Source organism: Micromonospora sp. WMMD736, assembly GCF_049179015.1.
Taxonomy (GTDB): Bacteria; Actinomycetota; Actinomycetes; order Mycobacteriales; family Micromonosporaceae; genus Micromonospora.
On sequence record NZ_JBMHMI010000001.1, the window covers coordinates 3,694,866 to 3,718,551 of the forward strand.

Here is a 23,686-nt window from a genome sequence, read left to right on the forward strand (position 1 = left end):
TCGGCCTGGCCCACCGACGGCCGACCATGTGCCACACGCGCTCACCCGCCGTGGAGCAACCCACCGGGACCTTAAATTTCTAGCACGCGGTTTTTTATTGGGCGATGGTGCCACGCCGCCCGCGCGGACACTTAGAGCAGCGAGGAAGGCCGACAGACCTAGCAGCCAAACGTGCGGGCCGTGCCCCGAAGTTCCGGGCACCGCGAGCCCAGTAGCAATCCCTGCGGCTCCGGTCAGCAGAGGCGGCGTCAACCAGACGAGACACCGACGAAGATCCGGCACGTGGCCAGCGGCCGAGACTACTCGACTCCCCGGCACGGGGGTGACCGGGACCTGCCTTCTGTCTACCGACCGCGCCCATCATCTGCGACAGCAGCCCCTACGTCTGACGCGCCTCAAACGAACCGACGCGGAAGTCAGGTCGGCCGCCCAACGCCCACGGTCATCGGCAGAACAGCAGATCCGCCACTTAGCGTCCGCGAGGCCCACCCCTGCGCTCTTGCCCAAGCCTAGAATGGCGGTTCGTCATCAAAGGTCGGTGAGGCCGACGGCGACGGGGGCGTATTCGCCCACGGGTCGTCAAAAGCCGCGCCCTTGATTGGGAGTGAATTAGCCCAATCATCAAAAGGGCCGGTGGTTGTTCTGGTGACTAGCATGGCGACGTCGTCGTCCGTCAGGCGGCCCTCCTCCGCAAGTCTTTCGACACACCTTCGGAGAGACATGAAATCCTCAAGAGACGCGCCCCGTGTCCGGCTGACCTGGACGTCCCGCTGAATGCGCTTCACAGCCTCCAAGATCTGCGCGAGTCCCTGCTCCTCGGGATTAGCCGATGTTCGCAGATCCTGTAGCTCGATCGCGAAGGACATAGGCGTCTCGATCGGCTCGCCCTTGTGAATGCTCTCGATCGCCCGCGTGAGGGCCGCCTTTGCGTCCTCCACGCTATCGAGATCTCTATGATCGACATGGATCGTTCGTAGGCCCGCGACGTCGAATGGCAGCCGCTGAGCGGAATCGATCAGCTGGATGAAGGGCTTCCGCAGCACGTGGCGCACCGCCAACTCGTAGTAGACGTTGGGGTTGGCATCCGTAAGGTCGGCGATCACAAGCGGATCGTTTGCGATCCGGGTCAAAATGTGACTGGTAATCAGCCCGCCTTGATCCATCTCATCGCCTCGGACGGCGACGTAGCCATGCCTGCCCAGCACCGGACGGATCAGGTACTTCATGATCTGGTTGCTGCGACGTCGAGTCTCTGAACCGGCGGGCCCAATGGGCGCGATGACAAAGCAGGGCTTCGCCGGAACGTTGGCAGCCACCCCATCCGGCGGTGTTGGCTCGCTCACGTCGTGCCCCCTACGTGCCCGATCAAGGGCGTCTCGTGGACATCGGTAGTTGCTGCCTTGCAAAGCAGGCCAGACCCCTGACCCGCAAAATGCGGGTCAGGGGTCTGACGCTCCCTGGTGGCGGGTAGAGGATTCGAACCTCTGTAGCTTTCGCGACGGATTTACAGAGCGCTACCCTCGCGGCCCTGAACTGGTCAGATGGACTCCCTCGCCCTGCTCGCGACACAGATACGACGCGCCTTTAGCAAGTAGGCAGGTGCAACCCGTCCGGCGGACGCCCGTCCGGCCATTGGCCGAACTTCGGCGGCACGTCCAACTGCGCCCCCTCGAAGGACACGTCTCCGCCCTTGAACGTCGCCCCGATAAAGGACACCTCCCCGCCGCTGAACGTCGCCTTGAGGAAGCGCACCCGGCCCCCGCTGAACGTCGCCCCCTGGAAGGGCACCTTCCCGCCGCTGAACGTGGCCCTGCGGAAGGACACCTGCCCGCCAGTGAACGTCGCCCCGACGAAGGGCACCTCCCCGCCGCTGAACGTCGCCCCCTCGAAGGACAGCCGCGCGCCGCTGAACGTCGCCCCGGCGAAGATCACCTCCCCGTCGCTGAACGTCGCTCTGTGGAAGGGCATCTCACCCCCGCTGAACGTCGCCCCGAGGAAGAACACCTTCCCGCCGCTGAACGTCGCCCTGTGGAAGAACACCTCCCCGCCGCTGAACGTCGCCCCGAGGAAGGACACCTGCCCGCCGCTGAACGTCGCCCCGAGGAAGGACACCTGCCCGCCGCTGAACGTCGCCCCCTCGAAGAGCACGTGCCCGCCGCTGAACGTCGCCCCGTCGAAGGACACCCGTCCGTCGGTGAACGTCGTTCCTATGAAGGACACCCGCCCGCCGCTGAACGTCGCGGCCGACAGGTCACCACCGTCGAGAACTGCGCCGGTGAAGTCAAAGTCGAAGCCGCGCCAGGACGCTGCATCCCCCTCGGAAAGACGTAGATGCCTGCCGATGAGCCGGATGACGGTATGACGCACCTCCCGCTCCTCGCGAACAATCCGAGCACTCTCCGCAGCCGCCACCGATGCTTTGTCGTCCGCCTCAGTCGGCGCTTCGCTCGGGGGCTCTGGAGGCGGCATGCGGAGATAGGCGCAGAGGACGTCGATGCAGGTCTGCCGGCCGTCTCGCCAGTCGTCTGCGAGCCCGGCCATGGCGTAGGCTCCAGCTAACCGCACTGCCGCTTTGTCCGACCCGAGCTGTTCGGACGCCTTGGCGAATCGCTCGTTGAACAGCCGGATGCCGTTACGATCGGTTTCGATCTTGGCTCGGCCCTCGGCCGCTTCTGCGCGGAGGTCAGCAGCATGCGCCAACCCATGGGCGAACTCGGCCAGCTCGTTTGCGTGCTCAGCGACGCGCTGCCGTCGGTACGCCACTACTAGAGCCGCGACGCCCCCGACGCCTGCCACCACAGAAAAAACTAGCTTCAGAAGGTCAAACAGCGTGCCCGCCGTGACGGTGCTGTCCCGACGGAGGCCCGGCCACCCGGCGTACCAGAGCGCTCCAGCAACCAGGGCTCCGACCACCAGCACCGCAGCGGCGATGACCACCGCCATTGACCGGCGGATGCTCCAGAGCCGAAGCTCCGGCACGGGACTATCCGCTGGCGGGACTGGTGGCACCCCGACGCTGGTGCTCGCCCCTGACAGGGGTTGAACGTTGCGCTCCACAGTCCCCCTTCCTAGTGAATCCAGACAACTACGTTCAGCTCTAGTACGTCGAGCGCGCCTAAACCGCTACAGCGACAACCACGGTTGTCAGTCAAGGGCCGAGCTGCCGCAGCCCGAGGTGTACCAGCCTCCTAGGCGTTGGGTGCAGCCGAGGTTGTAGCGGCAGCCAGAAGGCTCCGGGCGCCGCCAGAAGTACGGCCGCACCACTCCGCGCCCTGTCGCCAAATGGCTTCGATGCCCAAGGACTCGATGAGGTCCACCAGCGCCTCGCCCACCGGTTCGGAGAACAGCGCCACCAGGGACGGGTCGCTGCGTCCGTTCTCGCGGTAGCAGAAGTGCCGGTAGGAGAAGAGCTGCCCGATCGCGTCTCGGACTGCATGCTCCGCGTTCGCGCCTACCGTCTTCACCTCGACCAGCCAGTGGTTGCCCTGGCCCGTGACGGTGAGGTCGCAGGGGTGAGCATTGTTTGCCGGAACGAGCCCGGCGGCCCTAGCTTGCTTGGCGAAGTCGTTCAGCAGCGCCTCATGACGTGGCATACGGTCCTGGAGATACGCCTTCATCCGCGCGTGGTACTCCGCGGGCGTCTTAGGACGGAACGCCGGCGGCTTGGGCTTGAACCTGGGCTTGGCCTTGCCCGAGCCGGCCGTGGTCTTGATCAGGCCCTGTTCGGTCGTCCGAATCTCGTTCTTGATCTCGACACACGACGCGTACAGCGCCAGGAAGCGATTGAGGTCAGCTTGCAACGCATCCTCGTCCGGGAGCTGCGCCGGGTCGTACTGGATCGCGGCCACGTTGCCCTCCTCGTAGCCGCACGGCAGAAAGCGGTTCCGCGGCGCCCCGAGCTCGATCACCTCTGTCAGGCCGACCAAGGCTTCCTCGCTGAGGTATTTACGCATCAGCGCCGTCTCGGCCCGAAGCTCGGCCAGAGCGGCCCGATCCTGGGCCACACCCGTTAGACCGGCCTCTCCGGCGTTCCGCTGATGCTGCGTCGCGCCTTGGTTCATGCTCAGGTAGACCCGCGAGAGATCCTGCCGGTACAGGTAGACGACGTAGAGCCCTTCCTGCGCGGTCGTGGTCACATTGCTGTCGAGGACCGCGATCCACGGCACCACGGGCAAGCTCTGACCGGCGCCGCTGGTGAGCACCCTCATGCCCGACGGTACGAGCGCTTTCAACTCACGCCGGACCGCCTGTAGGTGCTGCTGCGCAGGCTGGTCCCTCCCCTGCGAGTGCACGTAGGCCTTCAGTTGAACACCGCGGAGCGCTTCCCCCAGATCCATGAACCCGGATCTTAGGGAGGACGTGCGTCACTACGGCTCAGGCGGCCGCCTGCGGTTCGGGGACTAACGGGTGATTGATCCGCCACTGGGGCAACGGCCGGAACATCCGTGCCGGGCAAGGCCGCGTCGTTGGGGCGTCAGCGATAGGTTTTCAAGACCGAAGCGCGTAGGCCGCCGACCTGCGGTGCAGCGCTTCCACGACTACTCCCTGCCGCCCACTTGCCGCCGGACGCTTGAACGCCGGCTGCATCACCAATTGAGCCGCCGGGGCCGCTTCGTGCTCGGCTACCTCGGCCTGCTACTCGCGCCCGCGACACTCACCTGCTCTAGGTGCTGCTCAGCGGCTCGGGCTCGATCCTGTTCCCGGTCAGCCTCGTGCTCATCAACGTACGCACCCGAGCCCAGGGCGGCACCGTAGCGATGAGCGACTTCGCCAAAGGAGTCGCGTAGGCGCTCGGCGCGCTCGGTCCTGGTCGGGCTGGCGGCGAAACTCGCGACGCCACTGCACGGCGTTTCCGCTTCAGGAGCGACGAGGGCTGGCGATATCCTGAAGGGCTTCGTCCCTGCTATCTTAGCGAGTCTCACGTGGAAGCTCTGTCGATTGAGAAGTACGTTCTCCTCGGGAACGACATCCGGTTGATGCTCGGCGTCCAAGAAGGCGTCCACTTGTACGCTCCGAAGACGCTTGAATATTGCATGAAGCGTTTCGTTGAATCCTGCAAAGCCCAACGTCTGCACGTGACACTACGGGTGTTCGAGCGACAGTTCGAAGCGATTTTGAATTTGTGGCAGGAGCACCACGCTAATCTTGAAGGTGACGAGAAAGTCGCCTGCAAACTCAGCGCGGACGAAGCCATCCTAATAAGGCAGGCCGCCCACATAGTTCAATCGACCTTGGTGGCGGAAGCGCAAGGAATCTATGCATATGTCACCAAAGACAAGCGGTTTAACGTCGACAAGCTTCTTAATGACGTAGAATCAATAATGGCGCCTGGCGTCTTCGACAAGCTCCCAGAGGTTGCGAAATATGATCTCGGCGAGGCGGGGCGCTGCATCGCATTTGAAACTCCCACGGCCGCCGCCTTCCACCTTATGAGGGGTACCGAGGACACCCTTCGTTGGTTTTACTGCTCAATAGTTAAACGAGGTAGATTAGATCAGAAGCAGATGGTCTGGGGCGCTATAGTCAACCACCTCAGGAAGCGCCACGATGCCCCGCCGGCGATTCTGTTAAATAACCTGGACAACCTGCGCACAGGATTTCGGAACCCGACGCAGCATCCCGACAAGATTTACGATATCGAAGAAGTGCAAGATTTGTTTGCGCTCAGCCTTGATGTAATTAATCGAATGGTTAAGTACATCCATCCGGAAATTCCTCACACGAGGAAGCCCGCAGATTGATCCGGCAATACTTACTAGGGAAGGGCAGGAGTTTCAGCTCGGCGGCTCTGGGGCCCTGTGCGGGAATCAAAAGACAATTATTCGCGCGCTGCCCCCGTAATCACTCCGGGCAGTTCGGCGAGAGGCAGTAGGTATAGCCATGCACCCTGGTCGAGAACCGGCCAGCGCAGCGAAACAGTACCACCGTTGAACAACGCTTCGTCCAGGGTGACACGAGCCGAGCGCCCAAACCAAGCCCCATCGAAAACTACCGCACCTCCTTCGAGCTTGGTTTCAGTGAAGACAACAGACCCAGAGTCGAAGGAGGCGGCATCGAAGAGAACTATGCCGTTGCTGACGATGGCGTCGGCGAACCCGACTCGACCACGAAAAGTCGCGCGAGAGAAGCTAACTTCACAACCCGAAAAGGCCGCCCGCCGAAAACTTACCTCTCCATCGAGCCTCACATCGTCGAAGCTAACTTCTCCACCAGCGAATTGAGCCCCTTCAAACGAAACATACCCGGCCAACACGGAACCTGCGAAGGACGTGAGCCCTTCCAGAAATTTTGCATTTTCGAACGAGAATCTTCCTCCGATCTGGATAACTCCCGCGAAGTCGGCCCCGTCAAAAACGGCCCCATCGAAGTTGAAGTTGTGCCCGCGCCATGACCGCAGCTCTATTGTTGGGTCAGTAGACGTTAGGTGATCCCTGACTAGGCCAATGATGGTGCGCCTTACCTCCCTCTCCTCGATGGCGTCGCGCGCCTCCTGCCTGCTCATCCGCCTTTGCTGGCCCTTGCTAGAATTTTCCTCACTTTGCGGGGGCGGCGGGGTATAAGGCATACGAAAGTAAGCACAAAGAACATCTATGCATGTTTGTCTGCCTTCTTGCCAGTCGTCTGCAAGACCGGCCATGGCATAGACGCCAGCCAGCCGGACGGCTGGCTTCTCCGAACCTATCTGCTCCGACGCTTTAGCGAACCGCTCATTGAAGAGGCGAACGCCATTGCGCTCTGTCTCCGTCATCGCTCTCTTGTCGGCCGCCTCAGCAAGGGCTGTGGTCACTTCGGCACGCAGGTCAGCAGCGTGCGCCAACTGATGTGCGAATTCAGCAAGAAGATTTGCGTGCTCAGAGACTCTCTGGCGACGATAAGCAACCACCAGAGCGGCAACACCGCCAATACCCGCCACAACGGCAAGCACGAGCTTAAGAAGCTCAAACAGCGTCGATGTCGTGACACTTGCGTCCCTCTTGACGCTGGGCCAGCCAGCGAACCAGAGCGCGCCGGCAAACATGGCCCCAACCATCATGAGGGCAGCAACAACAACCAGAACGATCGACCGGCGGATACTCCACAACCGGAGTACTGGCACTCTGCTGCCAACAGCGGTGGCGGGGCCAACCTTGGTACCGAGATCAGGAACCGTCGACGGTTGCGCGGGGGGCAGCTCCACTCCCAACCTCCTACCGCATCCCGTCCAACTCGGCATCTAGCAAGGCAGACGCCAGAGCACCCATACTGGTGATCACCACATCCGCGCCGGCAGCCCGGAACGCCTCCACCTTGAGTGGGCGGTTCGCGTAGGCAACGACGGTGGTCCCGGCGGCTTGCGCTCCCTGGATGTCCGAGAGGGAGTCACCAACCAGCACGCACCGCGCCGGCAACTGATTGAGCGCACGGGCGGCTTGCAGGATCGGTTCCGGGTTGGGCTTCATCCGGCCTGGGTCGGCGTAGGCTCGACCCACTACCGACGATACGTAGCCGGCGAGCCGGTGCGCTGCCAGGTAGGCGGTTACGGCACCCGGTGAATTGTTGCTAACCACCGCCACCGGGATCCCTGCTTGCCCGGCAGCCACAATGACCTCGCGGGCGTATGGCGTTGGCTCGGCAGCGTCGACGGCCCGGCGCTCGGCCGCGCAGAGCGCATCCTCCACCGCCCGCGTGATGCCTTGATCGCCGGTCGCGCTGGCGCGGCGCAGAACCTCAAGCGGATCAGGCTCGCTGGCGAGGTCCGGCGGCACGTCGACCCCGCTCTGTCGCAGCACGTCAACCAGCTCGGCGGCAACCTGCGGCGCAGGGTAACCGGCGAAAATGCTGCAAACCGGCCCGTCGAAATCGAGCAACACCGCGCCGACCTCGCCTAGCAGTCGACCGAGGTCGGCGCTCATCCGTCGTACCGGTAAGCGATGGTCGACCACACCGAGTCGAACCACTGGCGAGACGCCTCCACGAACTGAGTCCCGTGCGAGGCGTCGTCGTCGGTCACCGCGTAGTGGAACAGCGGGACGTCCTTGCCCATGAGGTCGTAGATCGCCATCGGCTCACCCTTAATCGATACGGTGCGCTCAACCACCGGATAGAAGCCGTAGAAGACCTCTTCGCCGTTCAGGACGTAGAGCTTGAACAGCGGAGACGCCCGATGCAGTCGCACCTCAACGGTGGCCGACCGGATCAGCCCGAGGTCGCCCAGCTCGGCGACCTGATCAATGATTCCGTCTGCGGCCCGGCGGGTGATCCGCTCCGCGCGTTCGCGTACTGCTGGGTCGTCTGCTTGCGTCTCGGCCCGCGACGGCAGCGCCATCGGCACAGCCATGTCGGAGATCAGGACCCGCACCGCGATCGTCTCCGGCGCAAGTCGGCCGACGCGCACCTTGTCGAGTGCTTCGGCGAGCGCGTCGCGCAGCGTCTCGCCGGAAAAGCCGGCGAAGTCGATGGTGACGTGGGGTCGGTCGAATGAGGCTTCGATGTGCGGTCGCAGCTCAACCGCCCGCTGTGTCTGGGCGCGAACAAACGCGCCGCTGCCCTGCCGGGACACAATCAGCCGTTCTGCCCGGAGCAGGTCCAAGGCTCGCTTGACCGTCTCTCGCGCCACGCCGTAGCGGGTGGCTAGCTCGGGCTGAGACGGCAGCTTGTCACCGGGCGCGAGCCGACGCGTGAGGATGGCCGCCCGCAGCTTGTTCGCGATCTGCTGCGAGGCCTGTTTGGGGTCGTCGGGGTCTAGCTCGCCGAGGAAGTCAAGGTTCTCGCTCACCCGCTCACGGTAGCGCTGACTAGCCAAGTTAGGAAAGTTCGTCGCACTCTCTTGACCTGACTAGCCAAGCCGGCCTACGTTCATCTCGTCGCACCTGGCTAGCCAGGCACGACAAGCCGATCGGAAGCCGGGGAAGGCAACGCTTTGCGCTGCGCGCTCACGGGCCGGTCGTGTGGTCGTTCATTAAGAACTTCACAGCAGAAGCGCCGCGTAGATCCGTCTGCGGCATCCCTGCCTTGAGCCACACGGTGGCCGACCCCGGTGTCTTCCCGGGCGAGCGGGGCGAGCGGGCCGGGTCTGGCGCGCGGTTGCTTCTGCCCCCTGATTCCTGTTCGCCCCGGGGTGCGGCCGGTCTGGTCGCACCCCGGGGGGTTTGCCCCACTTCATCGACTCCACCGGAGGTTTCCCCGTGCGTACGCACCTTGCCCCCGTCACCGCCGAACCGACCGCCGCCGACCTGGCGGCGATCGATGCGGAGTGGCCGCTGATCGAAGCCGAGTTGGACGTCCTGGACGCCGAAATCACGCTGATCTACGCCGACGACCACGGCGGCCCCACCTCGCTGGACTGGCGTCGGTTGCGCCGGGCCGAGGCCCGTGTCACCCGCGCCGCCGCCGACTCCGCCGCCCGGACCGACCCGCGCCGCGCGGCCTGATGTCCCGCGTCCGCGCCGCCTTTCACGACCCGGACGGAGCGCGGTACGGCATCCCTACCTACTGGTGGAAGGGCGCCCCGCCCGGCTACGCCACCCGCCGTCAACTGACCGCCGCCGGCCTGCGCCCCGGTGGTCAACCCGTCGCCGCTCAGATCCTGTGGCGCGGCGTCGGCGGCACCCGCGCCGCCTACCTCTACCGCCTTGACCTGGCCGCGCCGAAGCGCACCGCGACCCCCGCGCAGCGCGCCGCGATCGGCAAGGCACTCACCGCCCGCCGCACCTGCCCGACCTGCCACACGGTTCGGCCGTACTTCATCCCGCGCTCGCTGGGCGAATGCCTCGCGTGCGCCTTCCCCCAGGAGGACGCAGCATGACCGCCCCCACCATCAACGGCACCCGCTACCCCCAACCGATCGAAGACCTGCTTCCGGCGGCCCGCGCGCTGCCCCTGTCGGACGGGGAGTCGTTCCCGTCGCGCAACCGGCTCATGCGCGAGTTCCGCATCGGCGCACCGAAGGCCGGCGAACTACTGACGCTGCTCAAGACCACGCCCGCCGCGCCGCCGGCCGACACCACCGACCCGGCCACCCCGGACCCGGCACCCGCACCGGCCACACCCGAGCCCGCGCCGCCGGTCGTACCGGACCCGCTGCCCGCGCCGGAGATCACGCCGCCCGAGCCGGTCGAGCAGGTCGCGCCGGTCAGTCACCCGGACACGCCCGCGCCGGCCCGCTCGGTGGTGGTGTGGCCGGTGGTGCTGCTGGCCCTGCCGGCGTTCGTCGCGATCTGGTCCGGGTGGGTTGGCCTCGGCGGACTCACCGGGTTCGGCATCGTGCACCCGCTGCCGGGCATCTGGGACAGCTTCTCCATCAACTCCGCGATCACGCTCCCGATTGGGGTGGAGACGTACGGCGCGTACGCCCTGTACGTATGGCTGTCGGGCCGGGTGCCGGACCGGGCGCGGACGTTCGCCAAGTGGTCCGCCCTCGGCTCCCTCGCCATCGGCGCGCTCGGTCAGGTCGCCTACCACCTGTTGGAAGCCGCCGGAGTCACCTCAGCCCCGTGGTGGATCACTACCGCCGTCGCGTGCCTCCCGGTCGCAGTACTCGGCATGGGCGCCGCACTCGCACACCTCGTTCGCACGCACAACTAGCGCCGCCCGGCGGCGCGGCCCCTGGCTCGCAACCTGCGCCGCGCCGCCGGTCCCCCCATCGGCCTCACGACCTCAGGAGAGGCACCCATGATCCCCCGACGCGCACCCAACCCGCACTCCCGCACGGTCCTGCTCCCGTGCGGCAAGCACACCGCCACCTTGTGGGGCAACGCGCAACCGCCCACGACCTGCGACGACTGCCCCCCGACCGGTCGCGGTCGCTGACCGCCCCCGCCGTCACCGGCTCATCACCCGGTGGCGCGCGGAGGCCGCCAGACCCGCTGACGGCACAGCGAGAGGACCCGACCAATGGCGATCTGCCCGCACCCCGCCTTCTACACCACCTACATCGACGGCGTGAAGTACATGGTCTGCACCCACTGCGGCCAGATGTGGGAGATCTGACCGGCCCTGCCCCACGCAGCACCGCCCGGCGGCGCGGCCTCACGGCCTCGACAACCCGGCCGCGCCGCCGGCCCTCACCCCTCACAGCCCGTTCCGGACCTCGGGAGAGTCCAACATGCTCGCAGACCCGACCAGCGCGCACGCTGGCGCGTTCGCCGCCGTGTTCGCCACCCTCTACGTCGCCCACCAGATCGCCGACCACTGGGTACAGACCCAATGGCAGGCAGACACCAAGGGCCAACCCGGTTGGCTCGGCCGCCTCGCCTGCGCCGCCCACGTCGGCACCTACACCCTGACCGCCGCCGTCACGCTGGCCGCGATGCTGCTGGCAACCGGCCTGCGCCTCGACCCGTGGGGCGTCGCGGTCGGGCTGACCGTCTCGGCGGTGTCGCACTACATCGCCGACCGGCGCACCCCGTTGCGCCGCATCGCCGACGTGCTCGGCGCGGGCCGCCTCTACGTCCTCGGCATCCCTCGCCCGGACCACGACGACAATCCCTCGCTTGGGACCGGCGCGTACGCGCTGGATCAGTCCTGGCACATCGGGTTCCTGTTCGTCGCCGCGCTGTTCTGCGCGGTCTGACCACCCCCGCCCCCACCGGCCTGATCTCCGGTGGGGTGCGGAGGTTGCCAGACCCGCTGGCAGCCACGGCAAGGAGGAAATCCTCGTGGCGATGTCGTCCTGCACCACCTGCGGCAAGAGCTTCCGGTCCGTCTCCGTCGACAGCACCGGCACCCTCGCGATCTGCACCGCCGGTCACTACAACTTTGACGCCGGTAGCCGCTCCGACGGCGGATCGATCACGACCGGGAAGGTCAAGGTCAAGGGTCAGTCCGCGATCGGCAACGGCGCGACCGCGATTGGCCGCAAGGGCAAGAAGGGCCGCTGATGCCGGCCCGCTGCCCCGACTGCGGCTGTATGCACGCCTACTCCGGCGGCGTCCCGGGACGCGGGTGCCTGTCCTGCGGGTGCGCGTGCTCCCCGGTCAACGGCGGTAAGACGTGCCGCTGCTGCGGCGCGACCGACAGCTAACCCCCTGCCCGGCGGCGCGGCCTCACGGCCTCGACAACCCGGCCGCGCCGCCGGCCCTCAACCCCCGACCCTCACGGATCAGATGGAGGAACACCCATCATGACGTCCCCCCACGAAGATGACCGATTCGACTGGCAGGCCGCCGAAAACGACCTGACCAACCCGGCCGCCGCCGGCCCGGATGCCGAGGTGGTCGACCTGGACGACGCCCGCGCCCGCCGGGCACGCCCGGCCGCCGACGCCACGCACTTCGACCTGCCCCTCGATGAGACGCCGCAGCGCGGCGGGATGCTGGTCGACCCGCCGGCTACCGCGCCGAACGGCCGGCGGCCGATCATCCCGGCGGGGTGGTCGGGGTGGCAGAACATCAAGCACAGCGTGCGGCAGGCCGCCGAGCTGGCCGGCTACCGCGCCGGTTTCCACGCGGTCCGCTCGCCGTGGTACGCCACGCAGGCCGCGTTCTGGGCCACGGTCGGCGCGTTCCGCCTGACGGGTCGGCAACTGCGGTGGTGGTGGGTCACCGAGCAGACCGGGCTGCGGCAGGCCGCCGCCGACGCGAACGACCCGGCGATGTGGCACAAGCTGCACCGGGAGGTCAAGGCCACCCGCGCCTGGCGGGGTGTCGTCCTGCTGGCCGAGGCGGTCACGCTGGCGGTGGCCGCGCCGCTCGCGTGGGCGACCGCGCCGTGGTGGGCGCTGACCGCCGGTGCCGGCCTGGCCGTGGCCTACCTCGCGCACGTCGGGCGACCGGATGACCGGCCGATCATCACCCCGGCGACCGTCGCGGGGCGGTTCCGGCGAGTCAACCCGGACATCATCCTGCGCGCCTACTACGCCGCCGGCCTCGGCAACCCGGACAAGCCGCACCAGCGGGTGGAGTTCGGTTCCACGATGGCCCGTGACCCCTCCGGTACCGGCTCTCAGGTGTCGATCGATCTGCCGTACGGCAAGACCTTTGACGACGCGGTGAAGGCCCGCGGTTCGATCGCCTCGGGGTTGGACGTCGCGGTGTCGCAGGTGTTCATCACCCGCGATCCGTCCTCGCACCGCCGGCACACGCTGTGGGTCGCCGACCGTGACCCGCTCGCCCAAGGTGCGGGCCGGACGCCGCTGCTGCGGTGCAAGCCGACAGACATTTGGCAGCCGGCCCCGTTCGGGCTGGATGAGCGCGGCAACAAGGTGAGCGTCGACCTGATGTGGAACAGCGTCTTGATCGGCGCGCAGCCTCGGCAGGGCAAGACGTTCGCCGCCCGCTCCCTGGCCCTCTACGCGGCGCTGGACCCGTACGTGAAGCTGACCGTCCTCGACGGTGGCGGTAAGCCCGACTGGCGTAAGTTCGCGCTGGTCGCCGACCGGTACGCGTTCGGCCTCGCGATGACCCGCGACGGCGATCCGGCGGAAATCGTCCTCGACGCGTTGCGGGAGATCAAGGCCGACGTGCAAGACCGCTACGAGCGGCTGTCGCGGCTGCCCGTGGACGTCTGCCCGGAAGGCAAGCTGACCCGCGAGATCGCCCGCGACCCGAAGTACAACATGCCGGTGCGGGCGGTGTTCCTGGACGAGTTCCAGGAGTACTTCGATCTCGGCGACATCTCCAAGGAGATCGCGTCTCTGCTGGTGTACCTGGTGAAGGTCGCCCCGGCCGCCGGGGTGATGTTCGTTGATGCCACGCAGCGGCCCTCCGGGGTCGGCGGTGGTCAGGTGGCTACGCAGTTCATCAGCTTCCGGGACAACCACCAGGTGCGGTTCTCGCTGCGTACCGGGTCGTGGAACGTCTCGGACCTGGTGTTGGGGGCGGGGGCGAACTCCGAGGGTTACGACTCGTCGACGCTGCTGCCGTCCTACAAGGGCGTCGGCATCCTGCGCGGCGCGTCGGACGCCACCCCCACCGTGCGGACGTACCTCGCCGACGCCGACGACGCGGAGAAGATCCTGATCGCCGCGCGGAAGCTGCGCGAGGCCGCCGGCACCCTGTCCGGCATGGCGGCCGGGGAGGACGTCGCACGGGAGATCCGCGATGTGCTCGCCGACGTTCGCAGCGTGATCGAGCGCGGCGAGACCGGCGCGCAGTGGGAAGAGATCGCGGCCCGCCTCGCTGCCCGGCTGCCCGAGGCGTACGCGGACGTGACCGCCGAATCGATCTCCGCTCAGGTCCGCTCGTTCGGTGTACGCAGCGTAGATGTCAAGCGCTCCGGCAAGGCCCTCAAGGGAGCCAAGGCCGACGACATCGACGCCGCGATCACCCGCCGCAAGGCCGCCTAGTAGGTCGCGGCTCGCCCGCGACCGGTCGCGTTCGCGCGACTCGACCCGCGACCGGCCTGGTCAGGACAGACATTGGCCGGTCGCGGGTCGCCCTGACCCCACCTCGCGCCGGAAAACCGCCTCGGGAGGCCCCACCGTGCCCACCCACGCCGCGACCGCAACCCAGACCGGCAGCGCTGCCGGCATGATCATCCTGATTCTCGCCATCGTCACACTCGGTTACCTCGCCGCGTGCATGATCAGGCCGTTTCGGCGCTGCCGGCGCTGCCACGGCATCGGCCGACGCCGGACCCTGATCCTGCGCGTCGGGCGCATCTGCCGCCGCTGCGACGGCAACGGAGAGCACCTACGCGCCGGCCGTGTCGCCATCAACTACCTGCGCGCGCTACACGACAAAGGCATCCCCCGATGAACCGCCGCGCCCGCGACGGACACACCGACTGGTGCGGCAAGGACCACCGCTGCGGCCTCGGCGAACACCGATCTGAAGAGATCGTGGTTGACGTCGCCGGCCTCTCCCGCGCCGTCCTCGTACGCGTACGCACCGCCGCCGGGCGCGAACACGCCGAGGTGCGCGTCAGGGTCGCGCTCGCGCCGTCCGACCTGGCCGCGCGGCGGCAACTGGTCGGGTTGCTCGGCGACCTGCGGCACGCGGTAACCCGGGCCGCGATCAGCGCCCGGCCGCGACCCGGGCGGGCGGCGCGGTGACCGGCGGGCGGTGCGGCCACTGGATCGGCCCCGCCGGCCGCTACTGCCACGCCCCGGACCACCTGCGCCCGTACCTGCAAGGGCTGCGCTGCCCCGCCCACACCCCGGCCGCGCTGGTCGGGCGGCCCGAGCCCTCATCGACTCCACTGCACCCGTTCATCAGCAATGAAGGGAGGCGCGCTGTGCCGACCACCGACCTGCTCACCGCCGCGCTCGCCCATGCGGCGCGCGGCTGGCACGTCTTCCCGCTGCGGCCCGACGACAAGCGGCCTGCGTTCCCCGACCACACCGCCGACGACTGCACCGGGCGCGACCCGCGCTGCCGCGCCGCCGGCCATCACCTCGGGTGGGAGCCGCGCGCCACCTGCGACGCGGACCGCATCCGCCGCGCCTGGACGCACCGCCCCTACGGGATCGGCCTGGCCTGCGGCCCGTCCCGCCTCGTGGTGGTCGACCTCGACAACCCGAAGGACGACGCCACCGGGCCGACCGGCCTCGACACCCTCGCCGACCTGGCCGCCGCGCACGCCGCCGTCATCGAACCGACGTACACGGTGACCACCGGGCGCGGCGGCACGCACCTCTACTACCGCCACCCGGACGAGGGGCCGGACCTGCGCAATACGGCCGGCGCGCTCGGGCCGCTGGTCGACACCCGTGCGCACGGCGGCTACGTGGTGGCCGCCGGGTCGACGGTGGCGGGTCGGCCGTATCGGGTCGACCTGGATATCGACCCCGCGCCGCTGCCCGGGTGGCTGGCCGCCCGGTTGGCCCCGGCGCCGCTGCCGCCGCAGCGGCCGGTGGTGGTGTCCCTGCCGACCGACCGCAGCGGCGCGTACGTGCGGGCCGCGATCAGCCGGGAAGTCGACCGGGTGACCACCGCAGCGGCCGGGGAGCGTAACCGCTGTCTCTACGTCGCGGGTGTCGCGCTGGGCCAGTTGGTGGCGGGCGGCGCGCTCGCCGAGGACGACGCGCAGAGCGTGCTGGAACAGGCCGGCGTGACGGCCGGGTTGAGCGTCGCCGAGGCGTACCGGACCGTCCGATCCGGCCTCGCTGCCGGTGCCCGCCGACCCCGGACGGTGGCCGCATGACCGGCCGTGGCGACAACCGCAGTTGTCACCGCGCGCCCCAGCTCCACCCCGCAGCCGCACACGTCGCCGACCACGCCGCCGCGCTGGCCGCCGCTCGAACGCCATCGGACCTCCTCGCCGCGCTGGCCGCGATGGAGGCCGCCTGCCGGGAAGCCCGCGAGTGGGTCGCGGTGGACCTGGTACTCAACGACGGGTGGTCGTATGCCGAGGTAGGCCGGGCGACGGGCACCACCCGGCAGGCGGCCAGCAAGGCATACGCCGACCCGGTGAACGCCCGGATGCGCCGCACCGTGATGGGCCGCGACGACGCGGTGGTCATCGTGCCGTGCGGCACCGCGAAACTCGACCGGCCCGCACCTGCCGGGCGCATGTACACGGGCAGCTATCACCGCGCGTGCCGCCGCGCCGCCGACCGCCTCGGCGGGCGGTTGGTCATCCTGTCCGCCCGCTACGGGCTACTCACCCCAGACACCGTGATCGAGCCCTACGACCTGCGGATGGGCCAACCCGGCGCGGTCACCGTGGCGACCCTGTACGCGCAAGCACGCCGCCTCGGCCTCGACACAGCCGGCACCGTGACCGTGCTCGCCGGCCGCGACTACGCCGACCCCGTAACGGCGGTGTGGCCGCATGCCCGCCGCCCCCTGGACGGCACGCGCGGGATGCCCGAACAGATGGCCGTGCTCGCCGAGCTGGCGCGCGCGACGACAACCCCGGTTGTCACCGACCCCCGTTTCACCGCACCGATACCGGAAGGACGTGCCGCATGACGCCAGCCCGCCTTCACCTCGTCACCGACGATCCGGACGCCACCGACGCACCACCGGCCAGCGGCGGCCCGTTGTGGGATGTTCCAGTGCCCTTGACCGGGCCGAGCAGCGCGCCGCCGCCGTTCCCGGTCGACGTGTTCCCGCGCTGGTTGGGCGACATGGTGACCGGCGTTGCCCGGTTCACCCAGACCGATCCGGCGATGGCCGGCACCCTTGCCGTCGCCGTGCTGTCCGCGTGCGCGGGTGGCCGCCTGGAAGTCGAGCCGGTCGGCGGGTGGCGCGAGCCGGTCAACGTGTTCGCCGCCGTCATCGCCGGCCCCGGCGAGCGGAAGTCACCCGTGCATCGGGCGATGACCGCGCCGCTGTTCGCCGCGCAATCGACGCTCGGTGAGGCCATGCGACCCCGGATCGCCGAGGCCGCCGCGCTGCGGGACATCGCCGACCGGCACGCCGAACAAGCCAAAGCCGCAGCGGCCAAGGCCAGCGACCCGGGCAAGCGCGACGAGGCCGCCGCCGAGGCGGTAGCCGCCGCCATCGCGGCCGAGGCAATCACCGTTCCCGGCCTGCCCCGCCTGATCGTCGACGACGCCACCCCGGAAGCCCTCATCGGGCTGATGGCCGCCAACGGCGGACGCATGGCGATCATCAGCGATGAAGGCGGGATCTTCGACACCCTCGCCGGCCGCTACTCCGGCGCACCCAACCTTGACCCCTACCTCAAAGGCCACGCCGGGCAGCCGATGAGCAACGAACGGCAGACCCGCGAGGGCGCCTCGGTCGACAAACCCGCGCTGACCGTGTGCGTGATGGCACAACCGACCGTGCTGCGCAAGTTCGGCGGCAACGCCGACCTGGCCGGGCGCGGCCTGCCGGCCCGGTTCCTGTTCGCCCTGCCCCGATCCCTCGCCGGGTATCGGCTGGTCGACACGGAGCCGGTGCCCGAGCAGGTGACCGCCGGCTACCGGCACCGGGTGCACGACCTGGCCGCCACCCTCGCCGAATGGGAAGACCCCGCCGTCGTCACCCTCACCCCCGAGGCCGGACGGGTGCGCCTCGCCGCCGCTCAGGAGGTGGAGACGCAGCTACGCCCCGGCGGCACCTTGCACGACATGCGCGAATGGGGCAACAAACTCTCCGGCGCAACGCTGCGCCTAGCCGGCCTGCTGCACGTCGCACACCACCCCGCCGACGCGTGGCGACGCCCCATCGACGCCGACCGCATGACCGACGCCGTGACACTGGCCGAGTTCTTCGCCGCGCACTACCGGGCCGCGCTCAGCACCATCGGCAGCGACACCGCCATGGAGAACGCCCGGTACGTGCTCGGAGTGCTCACCACCAAGGGCATGACCACGTTCACCCGCCGGGAGGCACACCGGCGGGTAGCCCGCCGGCTGCCGAAGTCCGACGAGGTAACCGCCGTACTCAACGAGCTGATCGCGCTCGGATGGGTCCGCAACGGGCCGGACGGCCGCTACGAGCTGCACCCCCGCGCCATCGGAGACGACCCCGGAAGCGCTGACACGCTGACAACTGCGACGACGGACGGCGTTTCCGCAGCTCAGAGCACCCACGAAGGTGTCAACGGTCCGTGCTGACAGGCGCTGACAGGTGCTGACAGCGCCGCCGACACCCCGCCCGGTGTCAGCGCTGTCAGCGCCTGTCAGCGCACCCCGCTGACAGCTTCACACCCCCGTTGGCCTGCGGATACGTCGCCAGTAGGTGCTGCTGTCAGCGTGTCAGCGCTTCCCGGCCTCCCACCACCACCGGCCGGCATCAACCGGCGGTCCGACGTCCCCCGAAAGGACCCGCTGAGAGCCACGGAGAGCACTAGGCCCTATGCCTCACACCAGGACGCCCCGCATCTTGGCTCTACGGCGCTCTCAGCGAGCCGCCCTACGCCCTTCTGCCGCGATGCCTAGCCGACCCCTCCACACGCGACCCGTATCGACCGGAAGGCGCTCACCGTTCGAATCAGGCTGCACGGCACACCCACTGAAACAGCCGCGACGCTCGCCGCCATCGCCCGAGTGCTGCACATCCAGCAGGTCAGCCGGCCCTACCCCGACCGCCGATCCCCGCTGTTCCAGCGCATCCACCTCCACGCCACCCCGAGGGAGGACACCCGACCATGACCACCGCCCGCCGCACCCCGACCGGAAACCTACTCACCCTCGCCGAAGTCCTAGACGAACTACGCGTACCCCGCTCGACCTTCTTCCGCTGGAAGGCCACCGGCCGCGCCCCCCGAACGATCAAGTACCCGAACGGAAGCCTGTACGTCCGCCGCCGCGACCTGGACAACTGGCTCAACGACCACGAAGAGGCAGCATGAACAACACCTACGACGTACGTGTACACGGCATCCTCAAGAACCAACTCAGCAAGGGTTACTCCTACGTGGTCCGCTGGAAGGTGGCGAGCCGTCCGTTCAGGAAGACGTTCGCCACCCGCGCCCTGGCCGAGAGCTTCCGGTCAAAGCTGGTGGTGTCTCAGCGGGAAGGCGTCGCGTTCGACAAGGCCAGCGGCCTACCTGAGCCCATGGCCCGCGCTCTCAGCGCCCGTTCGTGGTACGAGCACGCAACGACCTACGTCGACATGAAGTGGCCCCGCGCGTCGGCGAAGCACCGCAAGGGCATCGCCGAGACGTTGGCCACGGTCACACCAGCACTGCTGGCGACTGACCGGGGTGTGCCCAGCGACAAGGCGCTACGGGCCGCGCTCTACGGGTGGGTGTTCAACAAGGCTCGCCGCGACGCGGGTGACCCGCCCGCTCACCTGGTCGCCGCCGTGCGCTGGCTTAGGGCCAACACCGTTGATCTGACGGCACTCACCGACGCTGCCTTGGTGCGGAAGGCGCTCGACACGCTCGCCTTGCGGATGGATGGTGCGCCCGCAGCGGCAAGCACGATCGCCCGTAAGCGTGCAGTCTTCTCCGGCGCTCTCAAGTACGCCGTTGAGCTGCGGCTACTCGACGCCCACCCGATGTCCCTGGTGAGCTGGACCGCGCCGAAGACAGCCGATGAGGTCGACCGGGGAGCGGTGGTCAACCCCGATCAGGCGCGTGCCCTGCTAGCCGAGGTGGGGCGCAGCGTGCCCGAACTGGAAGCGTTCTTCGGGTGCATGTACTACGCCGCCCTACGCCCCGAGGAGGTACTCCACGTGCGCGAAGACGAGTACGAGCGACCCGCCCAGCCTGACGGGTGGGGAGTACTGCACCTGACCGGCTCGACGGTGGCCGTGGGCCGGGACTGGGGCGATAGCCACGACACGGCCGAGGAACGAGGGTTGAAGCACCGGGCGAAGGCCTCCACACGGGATGTGCCGGTTCCACCGCCACTCGTGCGGCTGCTCGACCACCACATCGAGGAGTACCCGCCCGGATCGAACGGGAAGCTGTTCGTCACCCGGCGCGGCCCCGGGGGCCGGTACGTGCCCACTGCTGGCCGGCCCATTCCGAACAACACCTACGGGAAGGCGTGGCGCGACGCACGGGCAAAGGTGCTCACCCCGGCACAGCAGCGCTCTCCGCTAGCTCGGCGACCGTACGACCTGCGGCACGCGGCAGTGTCGCTCTGGCTCAACGCCGGAGTGCCGGCTACCCAGGTCGCCGAGTGGGCCGGGCACAGTGTGCACGTTCTCATGCGGGTATACGCGAAGTGCATTTATGGTCAAGAAGAAGCTGCAAAGAAGAGGATTGAAGCGGCGTTAAAATCCTAGCCCCGCGCTTCATGCAAGGCTGCTATTAGAAGGTCATCGACGGGGACCTGAATGTCGCCAATCCTGAGTTCGAACTCCCCCTTGATGTGCCCCTCGGCGCTAGTCGAGGTGGCGGACCACTCCACTCGAAAGTTCGTCCCCGGCTCCGCGGACGCCATAACGGCGATTGCAGGAAGCCTTACGGCCCTACCAGGCCGAACCGTAACAGATGGATAAGTGACCGTGGTCACCTCGGTCTCCCGCTCTATCTCGACCCGTTCCTTATGCTCAACTGGAAACGATTGAGGGGGGATGACTGGCCGAATCATGTCCGAGGGGAGGGAAGTATGCAACCACGACAACTTGCCGTAGGGCACTGGCCGCTCGGGCAGGCGGTGACGCGCCGGGGGCTGGTCTACGGCTCGCAGGCGAAGCCGTCCCTCCACGCGGAGCACAACCTGCACCTTCTCGTAGGTTTTCTCTTTCGCTGTCGATAGAGCGATATCGAAAGTACCCATCCCCTGCTGAACATACTGTCTGATCACGCCAAGCGCGAGCACGTTATTGCAGTCGCGAACATGGCTTTCAACCTCACGCCTGTACTGATCCACTGTCCGAGATTCGCCACCGCCCAGGCCATGCAGCAACAACGGCAGAGTGAGCCTCAAATGCCTATTGGCTACAACACGTGTTCGCGCTTCGTCGGCAGTTAACTCATGACCCTTTTTGGCCTTCTCCTCAATCCGCTCCAACTCTGCAAGAGGAATGTCATCGACATCAGCTTCTCGGTAAACATCAGGCGCAGACTCTTCGCGCCACTTATCAATAGAGGCAAGACATACGTTCCTTTCCTCGGCACACCACGCATCGATGGCGGGAAGGACGTGCATGCTCGGCAGGGGATCGGGCTGGCTTCTAACGCTCAGCTCAAGATTCAGCCGAGCATCGTGGCGTTCCTGATGTTGCTTAAGGGCCGATCCGCCGAAACCAACAACGCCCAGGAGGAAACCCACCACTGCGCACACGACCAGGGCGGGGCCCGACAGCAGTCGGGCCATCATCGGTACGACGACCAGCAGGCCGGTAGCTAGGGCGCCGGCGATGTAGGTCACCCACCTCGGCAGCCATGCGATCAATCTCTGCACGCGCGCAGCGTAGCCTTGGCCTGCCACTAGGTCGCCTTCGTGACGCCGACACGTATACGACACGCCCAGCGGGATTGAGCGGGCTAGAGCGGGACTGAGTGAGACTCACAGAAGAGGCCCCTGACCGGCGTTCGCGCTGGTCAGGGGCCTCTTCGTGCACCTGGTGGCGGGTAGAGGATTCGAACCTCTGTAGCTTTCGCGACGGATTTACAGTCCGCTCCCATTGGCCGCTCGGGCAACCCGCCAGGGCACCCCACCGCGTCGCAACGCGGCGGCGGAAGCAAGGATAGCGGCTCACCCCGGGACCGGTGCAACCGGGTACCGTCAGGGGGTCGTGCCGCTGGTCGGCGGCCGACTGCAGGCCCCAGACCGCCGGACAGCAGGAGCAGAAGCATGCCAGCGAACCCGTCTTTCGACATCGTGAGCAAGGTCGACCGCCAGGAGGTCGACAACGCCCTCCGGCAGGCGGAGAAGGAGCTCTCGACGCGGTTCGACTTCCGCGGCACGGGCGCGGAGATCTCCTGGTCGGGTGAGGAGGCGATCGGCCTTCAGGCGGAGACCGAGGAGCGGGTCCGCGCCGCGCTGGACGTCTTCAAGGAGAAGTTGGTCAAGCGGAACATCTCGTTGAAGTCGTTGGACGCGGGTGAGGCGCGCCCGTCCGGCAAGGTCTTCAAGATCGACTGCAAGGTGATCCAGGGCATCGAGGCGGACAAGGCCAAGGCGATCAGCAAGAAGATCCGCGACGAGGGCCCGAAGGGCGTTCAGGCACAGATCCAGGGCGACCAGCTGCGCGTCACCGGTAAGAAGCGGGACGACCTCCAGGCGGTCATCTCGCTGCTCAAGGGGGAGGACTTCGGCGTCGCCCTCCAGTTCACGAACTACCGGTAAGACTTGATCACGTCCGCCGGTGCCATCGTGGATCACGTGTTGTGATCTCGGTGGAGGTCGTCGCCAACGGTCGTCCTTGGTTGCTGCTGTTCAGCGCCCGGCGGCCAGGCGACGGCCCCGGTGCGCCCGACCGCCTCCTCGGCGCCCAGGTTGGTCCACCTATGTTCGACCGGTGGAATACGGAACCTTCGCTCCTGTTGGCCTGGCCGCCTGCGCAGGATGCAGTTGCCTCTTCCTCCTCGCCGTCGTAGGGCTGCTCGCCGCCTGGTGGAAGCCAAAGGACTGAAGCGGGGGTGCACCGACGTGCAGCGGCTCCGCTACGGTCGCATCGTGGATCCTCGATCTCGACGAGCGGACACCGGACGGATACTCGGCACGCTGTCGCTCGTCGTTGGCTTTCTGACCTCGCTACTCACCCTGTCAGCGGGCTACGACGGCATGGCACCGCACTTCGTCGCGTTCCTGCTCGTGCTGACCGGCATCGGTCTACGGATCGAGGCGGCGATCACGGACCGGAAACCGTAGCCTTCACCGGGGCCGGCTGGAGGTCGGACCTCAGCGGTCGACGCGGTACCAGTGGACCGTTTCACCGGGGATCGGCGTCAGCCGGACGCGGTCGCCACCCGGGTCGTCGAGGATCCGTACGCCGTCGCCGAGCAGAACCGGCGCGAAGAAGATCAGGATCTCGTCGAGCAGGCCGGCTCGCAGGCACTGCTTGGCGACGTCCGCGCCGAGCACGTTGACGTACTTGTCGCCGGCCGCCTCCTTGGCCTGCGCGACGGCGCGGTGCAGGTCGTCGGCGAAGGTGACGCCTGCGGGCGGGTCGGCGGGTGGGCGGTGGGTCAGGACGATCACCGGCCCGTGGTACTGGCCGCCGAAGGCGCCTTCGCTGTCGGTGCCACGGTTCGGGTCGTCGCCACCGAAGGTGCGGTTGCCGGCGAGGATCGCGCCGACGTTGGCCAGCAGACGGTCGGCGGTCGGATTGTCGCCGGTGAGGTGCTCGGTCAGCCAGGACATGTCACCGCCGGGGCCGGCGATGTAGCCGTCGAGCGACGCGGTCGCCGAGTAGAGCAGCTGGGCCATGGTCCCCCTCTCGTCGACGACCAGTCTGGCGCACCCCAC

The 23,686-nt window shown here is 67.8% G+C and carries 23 protein-coding genes, 1 tRNA gene and 1 pseudogene; 16 read left to right on the forward strand and 9 right to left on the reverse strand.

What is annotated here, in order from left to right; genetic code table 11:
- Positions 1–509 precede the first annotated feature (509 nt).
- The 3 genes from ACN269_RS16355 to ACN269_RS16365 form a co-directional block, all read right to left on the reverse strand.
- Positions 510–1,226 (reverse strand): hypothetical protein, encoded by a 717-nt coding sequence (locus ACN269_RS16355; protein ID WP_421473235.1) that lies wholly within the window; start codon positions 1,224–1,226, stop codon positions 510–512.
- Positions 1,227–1,584: 358 nt separating this feature from the next.
- Positions 1,585–2,943 (reverse strand): pentapeptide repeat-containing protein, encoded by a 1,359-nt coding sequence (locus ACN269_RS16360; protein ID WP_421473236.1) that lies wholly within the window; start codon positions 2,941–2,943, stop codon positions 1,585–1,587.
- Between the two features lie 245 nt (positions 2,944–3,188).
- Positions 3,189–4,337, reverse strand: a complete 1,149-nt coding sequence (locus tag ACN269_RS16365; RefSeq protein ID WP_421473237.1) for an MrcB family domain-containing protein — start codon at positions 4,335–4,337, stop codon at positions 3,189–3,191.
- A gap of 585 nt (positions 4,338–4,922) precedes the next feature.
- On the opposite strand from ACN269_RS16365, the gene ACN269_RS16370 reads away from it, so the two are divergent.
- Positions 4,923–5,741: a hypothetical protein gene (locus ACN269_RS16370; protein WP_421473238.1), complete on the forward strand. Its 819-nt coding sequence runs from the start codon at positions 4,923–4,925 to the stop codon at positions 5,739–5,741.
- Positions 5,742–5,818: 77 nt separating this feature from the next.
- On the opposite strand, the gene ACN269_RS16375 is transcribed toward ACN269_RS16370, so the two are convergent.
- From ACN269_RS16375 to ACN269_RS16385, 3 genes are read right to left on the reverse strand one after another with little or no spacing between them, the layout of a single operon-like run.
- Complete coding sequence (locus ACN269_RS16375; RefSeq protein ID WP_421473239.1) at positions 5,819–7,177, reverse strand: pentapeptide repeat-containing protein; 1,359 nt, start codon at positions 7,175–7,177, stop codon at positions 5,819–5,821.
- A 10-nt stretch (positions 7,178–7,187) separates the two neighbouring features.
- Positions 7,188–7,892, reverse strand: coding sequence for an HAD family hydrolase (locus ACN269_RS16380; protein ID WP_421473240.1), 705 nt, complete (start codon positions 7,890–7,892; stop codon positions 7,188–7,190).
- Positions 7,889–8,755 carry a GntR family transcriptional regulator gene (locus ACN269_RS16385; protein WP_421473241.1) on the reverse strand — a complete coding sequence of 289 codons (867 nt, stop codon included), beginning with the start codon at positions 8,753–8,755 and terminating at the stop codon, positions 7,889–7,891. The genes ACN269_RS16380 and ACN269_RS16385 overlap by 4 nt, the downstream gene beginning before the upstream one ends.
- 409 nt (positions 8,756–9,164) lie before the next feature.
- Between ACN269_RS16385 and ACN269_RS16390 the strand changes: the two genes are divergently transcribed.
- The 13 genes and pseudogenes from ACN269_RS16390 to ACN269_RS16450 all read left to right on the forward strand — a co-directional run bounded on the left by ACN269_RS16390 (position 9,165) and on the right by ACN269_RS16450 (position 20,552).
- Entirely contained in the window at positions 9,165–9,410 is a 246-nt protein-coding gene (locus ACN269_RS16390) for a DUF6284 family protein (protein ID WP_421473242.1), read from the forward strand.
- Positions 9,410–9,784, forward strand: a complete 375-nt coding sequence (locus ACN269_RS16395; RefSeq protein WP_421473243.1) for an RRQRL motif-containing zinc-binding protein — start codon at positions 9,410–9,412, stop codon at positions 9,782–9,784. Before ACN269_RS16390 ends, ACN269_RS16395 begins: the two co-directional genes overlap by 1 nt.
- Positions 9,781–10,563 carry an ABC transporter permease gene (locus ACN269_RS16400; RefSeq protein WP_421473244.1) on the forward strand — a complete coding sequence of 261 codons (783 nt, stop codon included), beginning with the start codon at positions 9,781–9,783 and terminating at the stop codon, positions 10,561–10,563. The genes ACN269_RS16395 and ACN269_RS16400 overlap by 4 nt, the downstream gene beginning before the upstream one ends.
- A gap of 520 nt (positions 10,564–11,083) precedes the next feature.
- Positions 11,084–11,551 carry a DUF3307 domain-containing protein gene (locus ACN269_RS16405; protein WP_421473245.1) on the forward strand — a complete coding sequence of 156 codons (468 nt, stop codon included), beginning with the start codon at positions 11,084–11,086 and terminating at the stop codon, positions 11,549–11,551.
- 85 nt (positions 11,552–11,636) lie between these two features.
- The gene (locus tag ACN269_RS16410) at positions 11,637–11,858 is read left to right on the forward strand and encodes a hypothetical protein (protein ID WP_421473246.1); all 222 of its coding nucleotides are present in this window, start codon (positions 11,637–11,639) and stop codon (positions 11,856–11,858) included.
- 242 nt (positions 11,859–12,100) lie between these two features.
- Positions 12,101–14,263: a cell division protein FtsK gene (locus tag ACN269_RS16415; RefSeq protein ID WP_421473247.1), complete on the forward strand. Its 2,163-nt coding sequence runs from the start codon at positions 12,101–12,103 to the stop codon at positions 14,261–14,263.
- Between the two features lie 136 nt (positions 14,264–14,399).
- A complete protein-coding gene (locus ACN269_RS16420; RefSeq protein ID WP_421473248.1) occupies positions 14,400–14,675 on the forward strand; it encodes a hypothetical protein in 276 nt (91 codons plus the stop codon).
- Entirely contained in the window at positions 14,672–14,971 is a 300-nt protein-coding gene (locus ACN269_RS16425) for a hypothetical protein (protein ID WP_421473249.1), read from the forward strand. Before ACN269_RS16420 ends, ACN269_RS16425 begins: the two co-directional genes overlap by 4 nt.
- A 122-nt stretch (positions 14,972–15,093) precedes the next feature.
- Positions 15,094–16,062: pseudogene (locus ACN269_RS16430) on the forward strand (bifunctional DNA primase/polymerase); the annotation flags it as partial.
- The gene (locus ACN269_RS16435) at positions 16,059–16,832 is read left to right on the forward strand and encodes a DUF6884 domain-containing protein (protein WP_421473250.1); all 774 of its coding nucleotides are present in this window, start codon (positions 16,059–16,061) and stop codon (positions 16,830–16,832) included. The pseudogene ACN269_RS16430 and the gene ACN269_RS16435, both read left to right, overlap by 4 nt.
- On the forward strand, positions 16,829–18,430 hold the full coding sequence (locus ACN269_RS16440) for a YfjI family protein (RefSeq protein WP_421473251.1): 1,602 nt from the start codon (positions 16,829–16,831) through the stop codon (positions 18,428–18,430). Before ACN269_RS16435 ends, ACN269_RS16440 begins: the two co-directional genes overlap by 4 nt.
- A gap of 533 nt (positions 18,431–18,963) precedes the next feature.
- Positions 18,964–19,167 carry a helix-turn-helix transcriptional regulator gene (locus ACN269_RS16445; protein WP_187691360.1) on the forward strand — a complete coding sequence of 68 codons (204 nt, stop codon included), beginning with the start codon at positions 18,964–18,966 and terminating at the stop codon, positions 19,165–19,167.
- The gene (locus ACN269_RS16450) at positions 19,164–20,552 is read left to right on the forward strand and encodes a tyrosine-type recombinase/integrase (RefSeq protein ID WP_421473252.1); all 1,389 of its coding nucleotides are present in this window, start codon (positions 19,164–19,166) and stop codon (positions 20,550–20,552) included. Before ACN269_RS16445 ends, ACN269_RS16450 begins: the two co-directional genes overlap by 4 nt.
- On the opposite strand, the gene ACN269_RS16455 is transcribed toward ACN269_RS16450, so the two are convergent.
- Complete coding sequence (locus ACN269_RS16455; RefSeq protein WP_421473253.1) at positions 20,549–21,676, reverse strand: hypothetical protein; 1,128 nt, start codon at positions 21,674–21,676, stop codon at positions 20,549–20,551. The genes ACN269_RS16450 and ACN269_RS16455 overlap by 4 nt on opposite strands.
- 161 nt (positions 21,677–21,837) lie before the next feature.
- Positions 21,838–21,921 (reverse strand) — tRNA-Tyr (locus ACN269_RS16460).
- A gap of 148 nt (positions 21,922–22,069) precedes the next feature.
- On the opposite strand from ACN269_RS16460, the gene ACN269_RS16465 reads away from it, so the two are divergent.
- Both ACN269_RS16465 and ACN269_RS16470 read left to right on the forward strand, forming a co-directional pair.
- Entirely contained in the window at positions 22,070–22,564 is a 495-nt protein-coding gene (locus ACN269_RS16465) for a YajQ family cyclic di-GMP-binding protein (RefSeq protein ID WP_421473254.1), read from the forward strand.
- Positions 22,565–22,894: 330 nt separating this feature from the next.
- A complete protein-coding gene (locus ACN269_RS16470; protein WP_421473255.1) occupies positions 22,895–23,089 on the forward strand; it encodes a hypothetical protein in 195 nt (64 codons plus the stop codon).
- 30 nt (positions 23,090–23,119) lie between these two features.
- On the opposite strand, the gene ACN269_RS16475 is transcribed toward ACN269_RS16470, so the two are convergent.
- A complete protein-coding gene (locus ACN269_RS16475) occupies positions 23,120–23,647 on the reverse strand; it encodes a dihydrofolate reductase family protein (RefSeq protein WP_421473256.1) in 528 nt (175 codons plus the stop codon).
- Between the last annotated feature and the right edge of the window lie 39 nt (positions 23,648–23,686).